The sequence below is a fragment of the Streptomyces sp. NBC_01716 genome (assembly GCF_036248275.1).
GTDB lineage: Bacteria > Actinomycetota > Actinomycetes > Streptomycetales > Streptomycetaceae > Streptomyces.
In genome coordinates this window covers 6,302,662-6,319,348 of sequence record NZ_CP109181.1, presented here as the reverse complement: position 1 = coordinate 6,319,348, position 16,687 = coordinate 6,302,662, and the positions used below count along the sequence as shown (strand labels likewise).

The following is a 16,687-nucleotide window of genomic DNA, read 5'->3' as shown; positions in this document are numbered from 1 at the left end:
CCTCGTTCTCGTCCCCTGGACCCGCTGTCTCCGATTGGCGCCCGGCCCTACGCCCAGCCCATCCCCGGGACGAGCTCCTTCGGCTTCTTGAACCAGTCCAGCGACTCGGCCTTGCCGTCGAGAATCGCGCGCACCCGCGGAAGCTGGCCGAGCACCCATGTCTCGATGTCGAACTGGCTGGGGAATCCTTCGAGTTGCTCGGCCCATGTGACGCACCGCCAGAACGCGTCGAAGTGGTTCTCGATGATCGCGTCACGGTGCGCGAGGACGGTCTCCCGCTCAGAGGCACACAGCGGTGCCACTACGTCGAACAACAGACTCGCGTAGAGCCGCATGGCCTGGAACGTGGTCGCGACGTGGGCGTCTTCGTAGCGCTTTCCGACGAACTCATGCTGCGAGGCGACTTCCTGGTACCAGTTGATGCTGCCGTGAGAGGCGGCCATCGGAAGCGTGTCCGAAGGCTCCGAGCTGGGCCGGGTGAAGATCTGGAGCAGGTCGTCGTAGCCTTCACGGCTCATGTTGCTCGCGCCAAGCGGTGTCTGCTCGAAGTCCACCAGTGTCCTGGTGAAGAAGTAGAGGTCGTAGTAGCGCATTTCCTCGGCCAGTTCGACGTTCGCCTTGAGCTCGTCGACGGACATCGTCGGATCGAAAGTGATCATGCCGAGGTTGATCCGGATGTTCCGCTTGGCCAGTTCGCTGATGACCAGCCCGTACTGCTCCGGCCGCTGCGGCTTGGTGTAGCTCTTCAGCCGGTTCGTGGACGTGGACTCGAAGCCCGCGAAGACCGTGTCCAGGCCCGACCGCGCCAGCAGGTCCAGTGGCTCCTGCTTCTTTGCGAGGAAAACCAGGCTCTTCACCAGGGAGTTGACGTAGTAGTTCATCTTGATGCCGCGCTCGATGAGCAGTTCGGCGATGCGCAACGCCCGGCCAACGCCGCTCTCCCCGTTGTCCCCGAAGTAGTCCTCGTCGACGAAGGTCACTCGGGTCACGCCGTGCTCGCGGTACAGGTACTCCATCTCGTCCACGACGTTCTCCGCGCTGCGTGCCCGCCACTTCGGCTGAAGCGACACGGACTGGTACGGCAGCAGGTAGCAGAAGGAGCACTTGGCGAAACCGCAGCCTCGGCTGGAGTACATCGAGACTCCGTGGCCGTACTCGCGGATCAGGGGGAGCAGGTCGCGCACCGGGAAGGCCAGCGAGTCGAGGTCCATGATCGGCACGGGAGGCGTCAGCCGTCCGCTCTTACCGTCGTCCGACGCGATGCCACGCACCTTCTTCGGATCGCCCTCGCCGCGCAGGATGGACTTGCACAACTCAACGAGGGAGATCTCGCCGTCGCCGACGACGACATAGTCCACCTGTTCGTGGGCTATCAGTGTCTTCCACAGCGGGGACGCGTACGCACCACCGAAGACGATGACGGTTTCCGGATCGCGCTCCTTGAGCACCTTGGCGATGCGGAGCGCCTGTTCGATGGTGTTGTGGAAGATCGCGAAGCAGTAGATGGGCGTGTCAAACATCTGCACGACACGGGTGAGCTCATTCTCGTCGAGCCGGTGGCAGTACCCGTCCACCAGCTCGGTGGTCAGGCCGGCGGCCCGAGTCTGCCCCGCCAGCATCGTGTAGTACGTCGGCTCGGCCGGGAAGGTGTGGTGGAAGAGCCCGTAAAGGAACGACGGCGGAATGGTGTCGACGTACCGAGCCGGCGCCGACTCCTTGCCCCGCGTGCCCGGCGCACCCTCGACCGGGTTGATCAGAAGGACTTCGGGGCTCCAGGACGTGATCGTCACTTTCAGGTCTTCGACAAGGTCCCTGGTGCTCAGGTCCGCGTACATTCACTACCTCCTACTTGTCGCCCTGGTACTTGACTCCGCGCAGGGCCCGGCCGGTGGTCGGCACTCCGCATCCCTCACACGGCTGTTCGTCGTGCGGCTCGCCATAACAGATCCCGGCGATGTCGTGTGGCCGCGCTCTTTCGACAAGGTCCGCCCGGCACGGCGTCGCCTCACAGACCGGCAACTTCGCCACCACGCCGGTGGCAAGCGCCTCCGACAGCAGTCGGCTCGCATCCTGTGTCCAGTCCTCCTCCGCGCGCTTCAGATACCGCGCGGCGATCCCGGCGGCGTCCCGCGGATTCGCGAAGGGCTCACCCCCGTCGGCGCCCGGCCGGACGACGCTGCCGGTTCCACCGGGAGACAGGCGCACCGCGACCGGTGCCCCGAGGTCCCTGGCCCTGGCGAGCCGGTCGGTGACGCCTCGCCCGTCCGTCACAGCGCTCGCGCGCAGGCCCTGGTCACGAAGCGTGGCCAGCATCGGGTCCAGGTCGGCGTCAGCCAGGTTCTTACGCTCCGGCACGACGGCCACCTGGGTCGGCGCCAGTCGGGGGTGGTACATCTGCCGGTCAGGTCGCAGCGAGTGGGCCAGCACGGCCAGGATCAGGCGTGCCGAGAACGCGAAGTTGAGCATCCGCACCGGCGCGCCGCGGTACTGGACGCCGAGCAGTTCGCTGAACCGGACTCCAAGGTCGTACACCGACGTGAGGATGGTGATCTGCCCGTTGGGCATCAGCACCACCAGTTCCAGGCGCCGGTCGGCGTACTGGGTGGCGCCCCGGTCCAGCCGCAGCCGCTCGACGGCCATCACGGGGAGCCCGAGCTCCGCGCAGATCCTCCGCGGAGCGGTGACCAGGAAGTCGATCTCGCTCGTGCCGTCGCCCACGTACGCCGTCTGCGCCTCGAAGAACGGCCACACCACCCGCTCCTTCCACAGCGGACGCAGCGAGCTGGTCTCGTGGCGCGCGACACTGCGCATGGTCATCACACGGAGTGGGGGCTCCTCTCCAGCGTCCAGCCACCGGGCGAAGACGGGACAGATCTGGGCTTCGATGGTCGAGGCGACGACCTGGTCGCTCCGGGAGAAGTAGAGCCTGCTGTCGAAGTCCTTGATGGACTGCGCCTGTCGGCGCAGCAGGTCTCGGGGCACCACGGACGGCAGACCTATCTCCCGGTAGCCGGCCGCACGGAACTCGTCGAGGAAGTGGTCGATGAGCAGCAGGCACAGCTCGGTGCCGTGCGCCTGCCAGGAACTCGCTCCGTACATCGGATACCGCGTGTCGAGGATGCTCGCACGCTCCAGCTGGTCGCGCAGGTCGCTCCACACGTTCCGGCTCTCGACTCTCATCGTTCGCCTCCGAGGTCCAGCAGTGCCAGCTCGGAGAAGTAGAAGAAGGTCACGGTGGCCGTGCCGTGCGAGGAGTCTCTGGTGGCATAGCGGATCCGCAGGCGGGACGGCAGCGCGGACTGGTCGGCGCCCTGTGCCACAGCAAGCACCCGGCCGGACCGTGACCAGATCCGCGCGGGAGCGGTGAGCCCCCAGTGCCCGTCCTCATGTCCCAGTCCGGGCAACAGCCTTCCCAAGGCGTCGTCCATGAAGGCGTTCGCCGCCTTCGGCGTCTCGGTAAGGAGTACGCCGCTGACGCAGACGACGTCCTCCTCCTGGCCGGCAGAAACCGGCGGTGAGGCCGGGCCGACCGTGTAGCAGCCTCTGGGCAGGTCACGGTGGCTCCACTGCCTGCCGCGCAGTACGGGCAGCGCCTGCAAGCAGATGCCCGCGATGGGTAGCGCGCCACACGCCTGCTCCGAGAACGCGGTCGTGACGGGGATGATGCGGGCGTCCGGGCTCAGCAACGGGCGGGCGTCGGCCAGTGCTTGGGAGGCGACGATGTCGGGCAGGTGCACTCGCTTGACGGCGGCGGAGTCCAGGACCCTGCCCACCGCCTCGGTTCCGGCCCGAACATGGCCCATCCCCGAATCGGTGAGCAGGTGGTGGCCCGGCAGCCCGTCGTAACTCTCGATCAACTGGGTCATTCGGATTCCACATGTAGTAGGGATTCCCAGGCGTTCTGACACGCTGTAATCCATGGTCTGTTCCAAATCGACCGGCCTGGTTCTTCCCGAGGCCGACGAGGGATCCGGCCTTCGATGGACGGCCGCCCCTGGACAGAATTGAGGCTACGGTTTCGGCGAGCGCCGGAAACTACGGAAACACGTACCTGCGTTCGCCGCCGACGCGCTCGGCGGCGAACGCAGACCACGGGGCGGGCGCCTGCCGCCGTCTCAGTCGCGCGCTGAGCGAACCCGCCTACGGCGTGTCTGACAGCGGGACCGGGCCGGCGCCGCTCACAGGCACAGCGTCGGAGAGCGGGCGCAGCGGGTCTCGTACGGCCTCTTCCAGCACCTTGGTGAACTCTCCGGCCCAACGTTCGACGGTGGTGCGCTCGAACAGGTCTGTCGAGTACTCGAAGGTCATCGTCATGCCTTCGTCGTGAGGGGAGAGGACGACATACAGCTCGTTGCGTGCGACGCCCACGGTCGGCAGGCCGCGCACCGTGGCCGACACCGCGTGCAGGTCCAGGGTGGGGGGCGGAGTAGTGACCACGGTGAAGAGCACGTTGGGGAACAGCCCGTCCGAGGTTCCGGGTGCCACCAGGTCGGCGACATCGGTCAGCGGCAGCTCCTGGTGGTCGAGCGCTGTGAACAGCGTGGCGCCGAGCTGTCGCGCCAGGTCGGCGAAGGTGTCGGCCTCGCGGAGCCTGGCCCGCAGCAGGACGGCGTCACCCAGCAGCCCGACCACGTCCGCGCGTTCGGCTCGCAGCCGGTTGGCGCTGGAAGCGGCCAGCACGAGGTCGTCGAGCCGACCGCGGCGCCGGGCGGCCCAGACGGCGAACCCCGCGGCGAGCACGGCGTACGGCGTCACGCCCAGTCGGCCGGCCGTCTGGTGGACCGGGTCGGTCAGGGAGCGGTCGACGGACCATGTGTGCAGGGCACCTCGGCCGGACAGTGCGGGAGGCCGCGAGTGGTCGTGGGGCAGGTCCAAAGTGAGCGGGACTCCTTCGAGTTCGGAGCGCCAGAACCGCTCCAGCTCCGCGCGGCGTCCGTCGTCGAGCCCGTGTTCCCCGCGAGCGCAGCCGGTGAATTGCGCGGTGGGCGGCGGGAGCGGGCTGCCGGTGCCGTCGCGCCGGTTGTTGTAGAGCTCCTGGAGCTCGCGCCAGACGATTCCCATCGACCAGCCGTCGCAGATCGCATGGTGCAGGACGGTGAGCAACGTCCAGCGGTCCGGGCCGAGTCGTGCCAGGCGGAAGCGGAACAAGGGTGCGCGGTCCATCTCGAACGGACGGGAGGTGTGCTCCAGGCACCAGTCCGCCAGCTGGGCCTCGTTCCCGCCGTGTTCGGACAGGTCGCTGAGCGGCAGATCCACGGGCACGTGGGCGAGCACCTCGACGAGGTACTCGCGGCCGCGGTGAACCGCCCTGCTGCGCAGTGCTTCATGACGTGTCACCAAGTCTGTCAGGGCGTGTTGGAGGTCGCTGGGGTCGAGGTCGCCGTGCAGGTCGATTCGGTGGGCGACGTTGTAGACGCTGGAGTCGGCGCGTTCGTGGTGGCGGCGCCACAGTCTGCGCAGTACGGATGTCATGGGAACGGTGTCCTGCACCTCGTCGTCCCCGCCTGTCCTCGGGAGCGGGGCCGTGCCGGGCTGTTCGAACCGTGCCGCGATGCCGCGAATCGAGGGAGTGCGGAAGAAGTCGGCCATGGGCAGGGCCAGGTCAAGCTCCACGGCCATGCGGTTCACCAGCCGGATCGCGCTCAGGGAGTGGCCGCCCAGCTCGAAGAAGGAGCGGGTCACCTCGGTCCGGCTCAGTGAGAGTTCCTCGCACCACAGCTCGTGCAGCGCCTTCTCCAGGGGCGTGATGGGCCCGGCGCCGCGCTCCGAGGACTGGTCGTCGGGCGCGGGAGCCGGCAGGGCCCCCCGGTCCAGCTTGCCGGAGGCGTTCACCGGGAGCTGCTCCAGGCGCACCCAGCGACGCGGTATCAGGTGGTCGGGGACCCGGGCGGAGAGCGCGGTACGCAGCTCGCGAAAGTCCGCGGCCGGTGCTGCGGGGACCACGTAGGCGACGAGTTCCATCTCGCCGTGCCGGTCGCGGCGGGGCACGACGGCCGCGTCCCGTACCCCGGCCACGGCGGTCAACGCCGCCTGGGTCTCGCCCGGTTCGACCCGGTGGCCGCGAATCTTGACCTGGTCGTCGACCCGGCCGCAGTACTGGAGGGTGCCGTCGGTGCGCCAGCGCCCGAGGTCACCCGTCCGGTACGACAGCCCGCCCGCACCGTCGTCGAGGAAGGCGGCGGCGGTCTCCTTGGGCCTGTCGTGGTAGCCGTACGCGACCGGGACGCCGCCAACGTGGATCTCACCGACGGCCCCGACCGGGACTTCCTCTCCCGCGCCGTCTCGCAGCACGATGTGTGCTCCCGGCACGGGTGTGCCGATTGGCGGCCACTCTTCACGGTCCGGCTCGACACGGTGGGAGGTGACGATGATCGAGGTCTCTGTGGGGCCGTACTGGTTGTACAGCTCACAGTGCGGGTGCGCGGTGAGGAAGCGGCGGAAGGCAGCGGTGAGCTGGAGCGCCTCGCCGGCCGAGAACACCTCGCGCAGGGACGGCAGTCGGGGGCCGGCCCCGATCAGGTACTTCAGCGGCGTACAGGGAATGAACATCCGCTGCACTTCGTGGCGGCGCACCGCCTCGGCCACGGCCGCGGGGTCGTGCCGCACCGCGTCGTCGATGAGGACGAGCGCGGCACCGGAAGCCAGCGTGGTGAAGATCTCCTGCACGCTGACGTCGAAGGAGGGCGAGGTCCACTGCAGGGTCCGCAGCGGGGCGTGCCGTTGGAGGTGTTGGCGAACGAGGTTGGCCGGGCCGCGGTGCGGCAGGACGACACCCTTGGGCCGACCGGTCGAACCGGAGGTATGAATGCAGTACGCGGGGTCCTCGGGCCCGGCTCGGTTCTCCAGGGGCTCCGGCGGCAGCGTGTCGTCCGCCTCTTGGTCCATCAGGTGCAGGGGCGGACGTGACGTGAGTTCCGGGTGCCGCGCCAGGGCGGTCCCGGAGGTCAGCAGCAAGACGGGTGTGCCGTCATTGAGGAGCGCGGAGAGCTGGCCGGTGGGCGCCGAGGGGTCGATGGGCAGGTACGCGGCTCCGCTCTTGAGCACGCCCAGCAGCGCGGTGATCAGTTGCGGGCCGCGCGGCAGCAGGACCGCCACGCGTGTGCCGCGCTCCGCGCCTTGCGCGCGCAGCCGCCGGGCGAGCCGGTTGGCGCGCGTGTCCAGTTCTCCGTAGGAGATCTCCTGATCAGCCCCGATCAGTGCGATGGCGTCCGGTGCCCGCCGCACCTGCTCCTCGAACAGACCGTGCAGGGTCTCGCCGGTGGCGGGCGGCGGCTCGTCCAGGTGGCCCAGCCGGGTGAGGGCCGCCCGGTCGGCGGCGGTGACCTCGGTCAGTTCGGTGAGTGGCGCGCCGGGGGCGTCGAGGACGCGGCGAAGCACCCGATCGACGTAGTCGACAAGGCGACGCACGCTGCTCGCGTCGAAGAGTGCCGTGTCGTACTCGACCATGAACCGCAGGCCGTCCGGGTGGTGCGTCAGGTAGAAGCCGAGGTCGAACGGGGCACGCTCGCTGGGCACATCGAGCAGGGTGGCCGTCAGCCGTGGCGGATCGAAATCGACTCCGCCCTCGTTCTCGTACTCCACCATCACCTGGAACAGCGGGCCCCGGCCCGGGTCGCGCCGCGGGTTCAGTGCGCCGACCAGTTCGTCGAAGGGGACGCCGCGGTGCTCGTACGCGGACATGCTGCCGTCGCGTACGCGGCGTAGCAGCGTGGGGAAGTCCGGGTCACCGGTGAGGTCCAGGCGCAGTGGCACGGTGTCCAGGAACAGGCCGACATGGTGTTCGGCGCCGGCGGGGCGGGCGGCGACCGCGGTGCCGATCACCACGTCCGGCTGTCCACTGAACCGGCCGAGCACCGCGCCGATGGCGCTGGTCAGTGTCATGAAGAGAGTGGCGCGGTGGCTGGTGGCGAACGCCTTGAGTCTGTCGATGAGTTCGGCGTCCAGGGAGTGGGTGAGGCTCGCGCCCGCACCGGACCTGACCGGTGGGCGGGGCCGGTCGGTCGGCAGCATCAGGTCGGGGGCGCCCTTCAGCTGCCGCCGCCAGAAGTCGACCGAGACGGCGCGCTCCGTGTCGTCCGGCCGCTGGGCCGGCGGCAGTTCGGGCAGGGGCGGCAGGGCGGCGGTGCCGGGTGCACGGGTGCGGGCGCGATAGTAGGCCGCGAGGTCTCGGGCCAGCACCGCTGTGGAGGCCGAGTCGAAAACGATGTGGTGGGCCAGCAGGAAGACCAGGTGCTGTTCCGCGGACAGGCGGAGCAGCCTCGCCGTGACCAGCGGCCCGGCGGTCAGGTCGAGGACCTGGTGCTCGTGAGCATCGAGCACCGCACGCAGGGCCTCTTCCTCCGTGGCAGTGCTGTGGTCCTCGACCGGGCAGTCGAGTCGTACGTGCTCCTGTACGACCTGGTACGGCACTCCCTCCAGGTCGCCGAACACGGTACGCAGGGCCGGATGCCGGTCGGTGACCCGCTGCAACGCCCACTGGAGCGCGCCCACGTCGAGAGGGCCGTCAAGGCGAATGGCCTTGGGCTCGTGGTACATGGTGGTACCCGGATGCAGCTGCTCCAGGAACCAGATGCGGCGCTGTGCCGGTGTCAGCGGCAGCCGCTGAGGTACGAGCGACACCTTGCCCCCTGCTTCCTCCCCCTCCTGCGACCGGCCACGGCGCCGGAGCCGGTCGAGCGTCGGCAGCGCGGCCAGGACCTTCTCCTTCGGCACACCGAAGTCTACGAAACAGGCGATTTCGTCCGCTCCCGCGTCCTTGAGCCGCTGCACCGTCTCGTCGGCCGTGTACTCGTCCCCGATCAAGGCGCGCGAGGCGCAGTAGCGCTCGTAGGCGCGCCCGAGGAGGAATTCGACGTCCTCCTCCGGGGTGTTCTCCAGATCTACTTCGAAGCCGAGGCTGTTGGTGACCTGGTTGAAGAGGGAGAGCGAGGAGCGCAGGTAGGACACGAACGGCCGAAATGCCTCGGCCCGCGCCTGCTCCGCGTCCTCGCCGAGGTAGGTGTGCACGAGCACCACGACGCGCCCCGCCGCGGGATCGAGGCCGTGCTCGGCGCGGGTTCGCCGGTACAGCGCAATGTTCTCCGCCAGTTGCTCGACGGTCTGCGTCATCAGGTTGGTGACCACCCCCAGGTCCTCGGCGGCGGCCCGGCGATAGCTGTCCGGGTTGCTGACAATGGCCACGTACATGGGGAGTTGAGGTTGTACGGGGCTGGGATGCAGCCGTACCTCGACGGGTTCACCGTTGCCCGCCGTCGTGGCCAGCGGGCGGCCCGACCAGAGCTGCCGCACGGTCGCCAGGTGCTCGTACATCACCTCCTGGTGCCTGCCGTAGTGCTGCGGGGCGAGTGCGAAGTCGGTGGCGTGCCAGCCGCTCGCGAAGCACAGGCCCGCCCGGCCGCGGGAGATGTTGTCGACGACAGACCACTCCTCGGCGACTCGGACCGGATGGTGCAACGGCAGGACGACGGAGCCCGCGTGCAGCCGGATCCGGCTCGTCCGCGCCGCGAGCGCGGCGGCGAGAACAGAGGGGTTGGGGAAGAGCGCGCCGAAGGAGTTGAAGTGGCGCTCGGGGAACCACAGGGCGTGGAACCCGTTTCGGTCGGCGAACTCCGACGCCTCTGTGATCAGCGCGTACTTGTCGTGGTCGGCGTCGTCGGGGTAATCGCCGAAGAAGTACAGGCTGAAGTCGCAGCTCGTGGAGGGTGCGAGCGATGTGTGTACGGAGGCGCGGGCGAGGGGCGGCGCCGGCACGGGGAGGGTTGCCGGCGGCGACGCGGGCGTGGTGGCCGCGTGCGGCGGTTCGGTGGTGGTGGACCCGAGAAGCCGCAACTGATTGGTGATCACCTCGTCGACCCGTTCGGCCAGTTGGCCCATGAGGCCGAGCTGCTGACCGAACAGGGCATGGAGATCGGGGGAAACCGCGGTCGTTCGGCGAGTCGGTTGCGTCATCGGTGCCCCGGGCGTGGGGGTCTCCTCCGCTTCCGGGGCCTCCGGCGTTTCCGTTGCGGTCGGCGAGTCACCCCGCAGCAGCGCCAGCCGTTCGGCCAGCCTGCGCGGGGTGTCGGCCGAGTCGAAGAGTTCTCGGACCGGAACACGGACCCCGAAGCGCCGCTCCAGATCCGTCGTCATGCCCATCAGGGAGAGCGAGTCCGCACCCAGCTCGAAGAACGAGCTGTCGGGTTCGACCCGCTCCGCCTCCGTGCCCAGCTTGTCGGCTGTCAACTCTCGTACAGCCGCGAGCAGTTCCCCGGGCGCGGCAGAGTCCTCGGTAGCGGTGAGCCCGTGCTCCGCCCGCTCGGGCACTCGTGTGACGGGGAACGCCACCCGCTGCCGCCGCAGGGGATGGCCCGGAAGCGACACCCGGCCGCCGCCACGGGTGAGCGCGCCCCAGTCCAGGTCGGCTCCCCTGCGATACAGCGTTCCCAGGGCGGTGAGCAGCCCGTGCACCTGGGTGTCCGGCGCGCCGCCAGTTCCCTGCCCGGCCAACCAGTGGCTCGCCGGTACGCAGTGCCGGCCAAGGCCCGAGAGGGTGCCCCCGGCACCGATCTCCACGAAGTCCTCGCACCCCTGCGTGACGGCGGCGCCCATGGCCAGGTCGAAACGGACCGGTTGCCGCGCCTGACGGCAGAGGTAGTCCGCGTCGATCCTCCAGCCGGCGCCGCGCACTTCGCCGTCGACCGCCGTGACCAACGGAGTGTGCAGCGGCCGGTAGGACACCCTCTCCGCCAGGGCACGGAACTCACGCACCGCCGGTTCGACCGCCGCCGAGTGGAAGGCACGGTCGACAGGCAACGCCCGCCACCGCAGCCCCTTCTGGTCGAGCGACCGCCCCGCCTCCGCCATGGCCTCCGGTGACCCGGAGATCACTTGGGAACTCGGGCCGTTGACCGCGGCGACTTCGGCACCGGCGCTCCGGGCGATACGCCGCACGGTCTCCACGTCGGCGCGGACGGCCAGCATTCCGCCGGGCGGGCAGGCCGTGAACATGAGGCGCCCGCGCCATGCGGCGAGCCGCAGTCCGTCATCCAGTGTGAGCGCACCGGCGGCGTACAGCGCCGCGTACTCGCCGACGCTGTGACCCAGCAGAAGCGCGGGGCTGACCCCGGCGGCGCGCCACACCTCCGTGAGCGCGGCCTGATGGGCGAACAGCGCCGCCTGGGCTGTCTCGGTGGGCCAGACCTCGTCCTCGGCGTCGGCGCCCTCCAGCAGCAACGGAAGCAAGCGGTCACCGAGTTCACCCGCGTAGATCTCCTCGCACCGGTCGAGGACGCGCCGGGCGGCGGAAGAGGCGGCGTACAGACCGCTCGCCATGCCCCGGCGCGCGGTTCCCTGTCCGGGGAAGGCGAAGGCGAGCGGCCCGAGAGGAACGGACGGTCCGGGCGGCGGGTTGTCCAGCGCACGGGCGAGATCCTCGGTGGTGCGGCCGATCACCGCTGTGCGTGCCGTGTGGTGCGGCCTGCCGAGGGCCAGGGTGGCGGCCACATCCGCGGCTGAGAGGTCCGGCGCGTCCCGCAGCCGGGCGCCGAGCTGAGCGCCGAATTCGTCCAGGGCCTGCGGATCGCGGGCCGACACCGGTACGAGAACGGGAAGTTCGCCGTCGGCTTTGGGGACCACGGGCGGCGCTTCCTGAAGCAGGATGTGGGCGTTGGTCCCGCCGACGCCCAGCGCGCTGACGCCGGCCCGGCGAGGCAGGTCGTTCGGCACCGTCCACGGCCGCAGGTCGGTAGCGAGTGTCAGCGGACCGCCTTCCAGGCGCAGTTCCGGGTTGGGACGGGTCAGGTGCACGGTCGGCACCAGGGTTCGGTGGCGCAGCATCAGGATCACCTTGATCATCCCGGCCATGCCGGCACAGCTGTCGAGGTGGCCGATGCTCGGTTTCACGGAACCGACCGCGCAGAACCCGGTGCGCCGGGTGCCCTCACCGAGCGCCCTGCCGAGCGCCTCCAGTTCCACCGGGTCGCCGAGCGGAGTGCCGGTGCCGTGCGCCTCCACGTACGAGACCGTTTCCGTGGGGACATCCGCTCTGCGCAGGGCCTGGCGTACGACGTCGACCTGTCCCTGAACCCCGGGGGCGCCGAAGCCCACCTTGGCGGCACCGTCGTTGTTCACCGCGGAGCCCAGGATGGTCGCGTGCACGGTGTCGCCGTCGGCCAGAGCCCGGTCGAGCCGCTTGAGCAGGACGGCGGCCACTCCGTTGCCCCCGACGGTGCCATCAGCCTCGGCGTCGAAGGCGCGACAACGTCCGGTGGGCGACAGGATCGACCCGGGTTGGCTGCGGTAGCCGGTCTGCTGAGGCAGGTGTACGGCCGCGGCGCCCGCGAGTGCCAGGTCCGTCTCGCCGCTGAGCAGCGCTTGGACCGCGAGGTGCACGGCCACCAGCGAGGTGGAGCAGGCCGTCTGCACACCGATGGCGGGTCCCGTGAGACCCAGCTTGTAGGCGACCCGACTGGCGAGGAAGTCCGGCTGCCGGCCGATGGCCGTCTGCATGCCGGTCGCCGAGTCCGTCCCGTACGGTACCCCCGTCACCGACGGCTGCTGGTGGCCGTAAAGATTCATGCCCGACCCCGCGAACACCCCGATCCTGGTGTTCTCCGCGGTGGCCGCGTACCCACCCTCCTCCAGGGCCTGGTGACAGCATTCCAGGAACAGCCGGTGCGCGGGGTGGGTCAGTTCGGCCTCTTTGGGGCTCATGCCGAAGAAGTTCGCGTCGAACTCCTCGACGCCGCTGAGGACTCCGGCAACGGGTACGAGATCGGAGGCACGTCGCTGCTGAGGTGTGAGACCCGCGTCCGCGAGTTCCTCCTCGCCGAAGACCCGGAGACTGTCCACGCCGTCGCGCAGATTGGCCCAGAAACCGTCCGCCGAGTCGGCGCCCGGGAAGCGCAGTGCCAGTCCGATGACCGCGACGCGTTGATCGGCTCTGTCCACCGGGACGGTGTCAGCGGGTTCCGGTTCGGGTGGCGCTGTCGCGCCGTCGGACAAGTGCGCGGCGAGCGCGGTGGCCGTCGGGTACTCGAAGAGCGTGCTCCCGGCGATCCGGACCCCGAGCCGCTTCTCCAGGCGGGCCCGCAGTCGCACGATCAGCACGGACGTCAGGCCCAGTTCATAAAACGGGGAATCCGCGTCCACCGGGCGCCCCAGTACGGCGTCGAGTTCCTCCCGCACCACTCGTGCCACCGCGTCAGGGTCCACCTGCGCGCCTGGAGCCGGACCTGGGGCGGAGACAGGAACCGGCTCCGGGGCCGCGTCGAGGTGAGCGCCGGTCAGACGGTCCCGCAGCTCGGCGCGGCGCACCTTCCCCGCGGGTGTCCTCGGGAACCGCTCGTGAGCGACAGGCAGGACATGGGCGGCGGTGAGTCTGAGCCGCTTGAACAGCGCGGCCCGCACCTCTCGCGCGATCCGTACGTCCTCGGCCGCGCCCCGGCTGACGAAGAACACGGCCAGTTCCTCTGTGGCCCGGTCCGGGTGCGGGACACCACAGGCGGCAACCTCTCCCGCTCGCACACCGGGTACGGCGGTGGCGGCCTCCTCGACCTCGTGACAGTAGACGTTGTGCCCGTTGAGAATGAGCACGTCCTTGCGGCGACCGGTGATGACGACCTGTCCGCCGTCGAGGAACGCAAGATCGCCCGTGTCCAGCCACTCCCGGCCGACGGGGAATGCCGCGGCGTCCGCCTCCGGGTCGTTGACGTAGCCGGGGGTCAAGCGCGGGGGCGAGTGAACCTGGAGCCGGCCGATTCTGCCGTCGGACGCGACTTCACCGCTGTCGTCCAAGACACGCAGGGTGACACCGTGCGCGGGCGAGCCGGAGGCGACGAAGGTGACGCAGCGATCGTCCGGAGTCTGCTCGTCGGCCGGTGTCAACTCGCCGCTCAGGCTGCTCTTGAGCAGACGGTGCACGGTGCCCGGCCGGTCGAGCCGACCGTAAGCAACGGCGGTGACGGTCTCCGCCATACCCCACGCCGGGACGATGTGCCCCTCACGGATACCGTACGGAGCCGTCGCGTCGAGAAAACGGCGCAGCGTCGGCAGCGCTACCCGCTCGCCTCCGCAGAGCAGAGCCTTCAGCCCCCCGAGGTCCCACAGCCGGTCCGGGTCCGCCGACTCCGCGAGCGCATCCGCGACGAGCTGGTACCCGAAGGTCGGGGCCCACCCGAACCGCGCTTGGTGCTCGTGGAGAAGGTCGAGCCACCGTAGGGGGTCGGCCAGGACCACCTCGGTCGGAATATGGACGTTGGTACCCCCGGTGAAGACTCCGAGCAGATGGAACAGCAGAAAGGCACCGCTGTGGTCGAGGGGCAGCCAGTTGACCGTGGTGTCCTCAGGACACACGTCCAGGATGCGCCGGGAACTCGCCGCGAAATCCGCCAGGCCCTCGTGCGTCAACCGCGCGGCCTTGGGCACACCGGTGCTGCCGGAGGACAGCATCAGCAGGGCTGTGTCGGACTCCCGCGCCTCGACGAGGTCTTCGGCCGGCTCCGCGTCCAGGCAGTCTCGGGCGACCACGAGGCGGACATCGGGGGCGGCTTGGGCGAGCGCCGCCGCGCCGGCCGCGTCGCTGACCACCAGGGGCCGCTCCAGCAACTGGCGGGCGTGCAATAGGCGTTCGAGGGCCGGTGAGCCCGGCACCGGGGACTCCCCGATGGCCGCCGGCCACGCTCCGCCGAGCACACAGGCCCAGAAGGCCGGGAAGAACTCAGCCAGAGGCAGCCCGCACAGCAGCACCGGGTCGCCGGGGCGCAGTCCATGTGCCCGAAATCCGGTGAGCAACCTCCGTGCGCTGTCCAGTAGTTCGGCATACGACTGCGAAGTTGACGTGCCATCCGCGGCGACGCTCACGACAGCCCCACCGGAAGCGGACCGCGCGGCTCTCAGGAGCGCCTCCACGGCGTCGCGTGGATCGCTCTCGGTGCGCTCCGGCTCAGGGCCCCGACAGAGCGCTTTCTCCAGTTGTGGTTCCATTTGAGCCCTCTTCCTCTCTTCTACTCGTGGACGGCCGCTGCCGCGCTGCGCCGCGCCGGCCGGAGGTGAACAGCAAGAACGCCAGGGCCCCGCACAAGGCCACGCCGTGGAAAGCACCCACGACGGCCAGAGCGGGCAGTGTCTCGAGCGCGGCCGAGGCGGCCACCGTGCCCAGCGCGAACCCGATCTGCTCCGCTGCGGCGGACAGCCCGAACAGCCGTCCGCGCTGCGGGCCTTGGGCAGCCTGCAGGCGTGATGTGTAGACGATCTCGGTCCAGCCGTCCGCGAACCCCGCCGCCGCGGTCGCCGCGACCAGCCCCAACGCGGGCAGTCCCAGAAACGCCGCCACGAACGAGAGCGCCATGGCGCAGGTACCGAGGGCGAACGCTCGCTCGTTCCAGGCCCCTTCGCCTCGCCGTCGGCCGAGCACCAGATGGGCGAGGACGGCGCCTGCCGCCCACGCGGCCCAGAACCGGGCCATGTACGCCTCGGGTTGAGCCGCGCTGGTGGCGTGTGCGACCACCGGCAGGGCGACGTTGTGCGAGGAGGAGGCCAATGCGTCCACCGCTCTGAGCAGGACCATGCCGAGCAACAGGGAGGGGAGGGCCCGTGCAACACGCCACGGACGTCCGTCGCGCGTAGGCACGGCCCGCCGCCCGCCTTTGGTGCCCGCCGAGTGGACCTCACCCGAATCGTCGGGCGTACGTGCCCCGACCCCGTCCTCCGTCGGCAGGTTGAGCGCCAGCAGAGCCGCGCCGGACACGACGAAACTCGCCGCGTTGACGGCGAACGCGAGCGCGTACCCGCCGAGACCGATGAGGGGAGCCGCCGACGCGAATCCGAGCAGCATCGCCAGCGACCGTGCCACGACCAGCAGCCCGTTCCCCTGGGCACGGGCGTCCTGGCCGACCATGACCGGAACCGCGCTGCGCAGAGCCACGGTGAAGAGCGTGTTTCCCGCGCCCAGCGCCATCGCCGCCGCGGCGAGCAGCAACAGCGGTCTGCCCTCGGTGCAGACCGCCAGAACGGCCATGACGGCGCCCTGAGATATGTCGGCGCAAATCATGACGGCTTTTCCGGTGATTCGGGTCGTCAGCGTATCCGCCATGAGACCCGCCACAAAACCGGAGAACAGCCGCAGCGCCATCACCGCGCCGACACCGAACGCCGTGCCGGTGACCTCGTAGGAGAACAGGCTCAGGGCGATCAGGTTCAGGTAGTTGCCATAGGCGGAGGCGGCGTGGGCGGACGCGAGCACGCGGAACCGCCAGCCGACACGCTTCACCGCGCCTTCTTCTCGCATGACCGGTGCCGACCCGCTGCTGGTCCGCTCTACGACCAACGCCCGGGTGACGACGGAGACCAGTTGTTCCGTTTGCTTGCGCGCATGAGTCATCCCATCGGTTCAGGGGCTTGTCCCCGCGCCGTCAATGGTGTCCGCGCGACTTCCCGATCCCGTCCGGTTTCGATACCGCTCACCACAGGACACAGCCCTCGTCCGCTCAGGTCCGGGCGCGGTCGACCCGGCGGCAGAGGACGCGGGGTGTGCGCGGTGACACGCCCGGAGGACGGAGGTAAGGGGGCGGGACTGGATCGGGAACCCGCGCGGACAGCATTAACGGCGCGAGGACCAGGCACGAGAACCGATGGGAAGACTCATGCGCGGAAACACACGAACCAGTTTCGCCACCGTCATCTTCTCGGGAGCGCTTGCCCCGACCTTCCG

5 protein-coding genes are annotated in these 16,687 nt (G+C 69.8%); all 5 read right to left on the bottom strand.

The window, feature by feature from the left end; translation table 11 throughout:
• Positions 1-47: 47 nt before the first annotated feature.
• Positions 48-1,835, bottom strand: coding sequence for a B12-binding domain-containing radical SAM protein (locus OIE74_RS27825; protein ID WP_329388355.1), 1,788 nt, complete (start codon positions 1,833-1,835; stop codon positions 48-50).
• A 10-nt stretch (positions 1,836-1,845) separates the two neighbouring features.
• Positions 1,846-3,180: a hypothetical protein gene (locus OIE74_RS27820; RefSeq protein WP_329388353.1), complete on the bottom strand. Its 1,335-nt coding sequence runs from the start codon at positions 3,178-3,180 to the stop codon at positions 1,846-1,848.
• Positions 3,177-3,866, bottom strand: a complete 690-nt coding sequence (locus OIE74_RS27815; RefSeq protein WP_329388351.1) for a hypothetical protein — start codon at positions 3,864-3,866, stop codon at positions 3,177-3,179. Before OIE74_RS27815 ends, OIE74_RS27820 begins: the two co-directional genes overlap by 4 nt.
• A 274-nt stretch (positions 3,867-4,140) precedes the next feature.
• Entirely contained in the window at positions 4,141-14,961 is a 10,821-nt protein-coding gene (locus OIE74_RS27810; protein WP_329388349.1) for a non-ribosomal peptide synthetase/type I polyketide synthase, read from the bottom strand.
• Positions 14,921-16,246, bottom strand: coding sequence for an MFS transporter (locus OIE74_RS27805; RefSeq protein WP_329388347.1), 1,326 nt, complete (start codon positions 16,244-16,246; stop codon positions 14,921-14,923). Before OIE74_RS27805 ends, OIE74_RS27810 begins: the two co-directional genes overlap by 41 nt.
• Between the last annotated feature and the right edge of the window lie 441 nt (positions 16,247-16,687).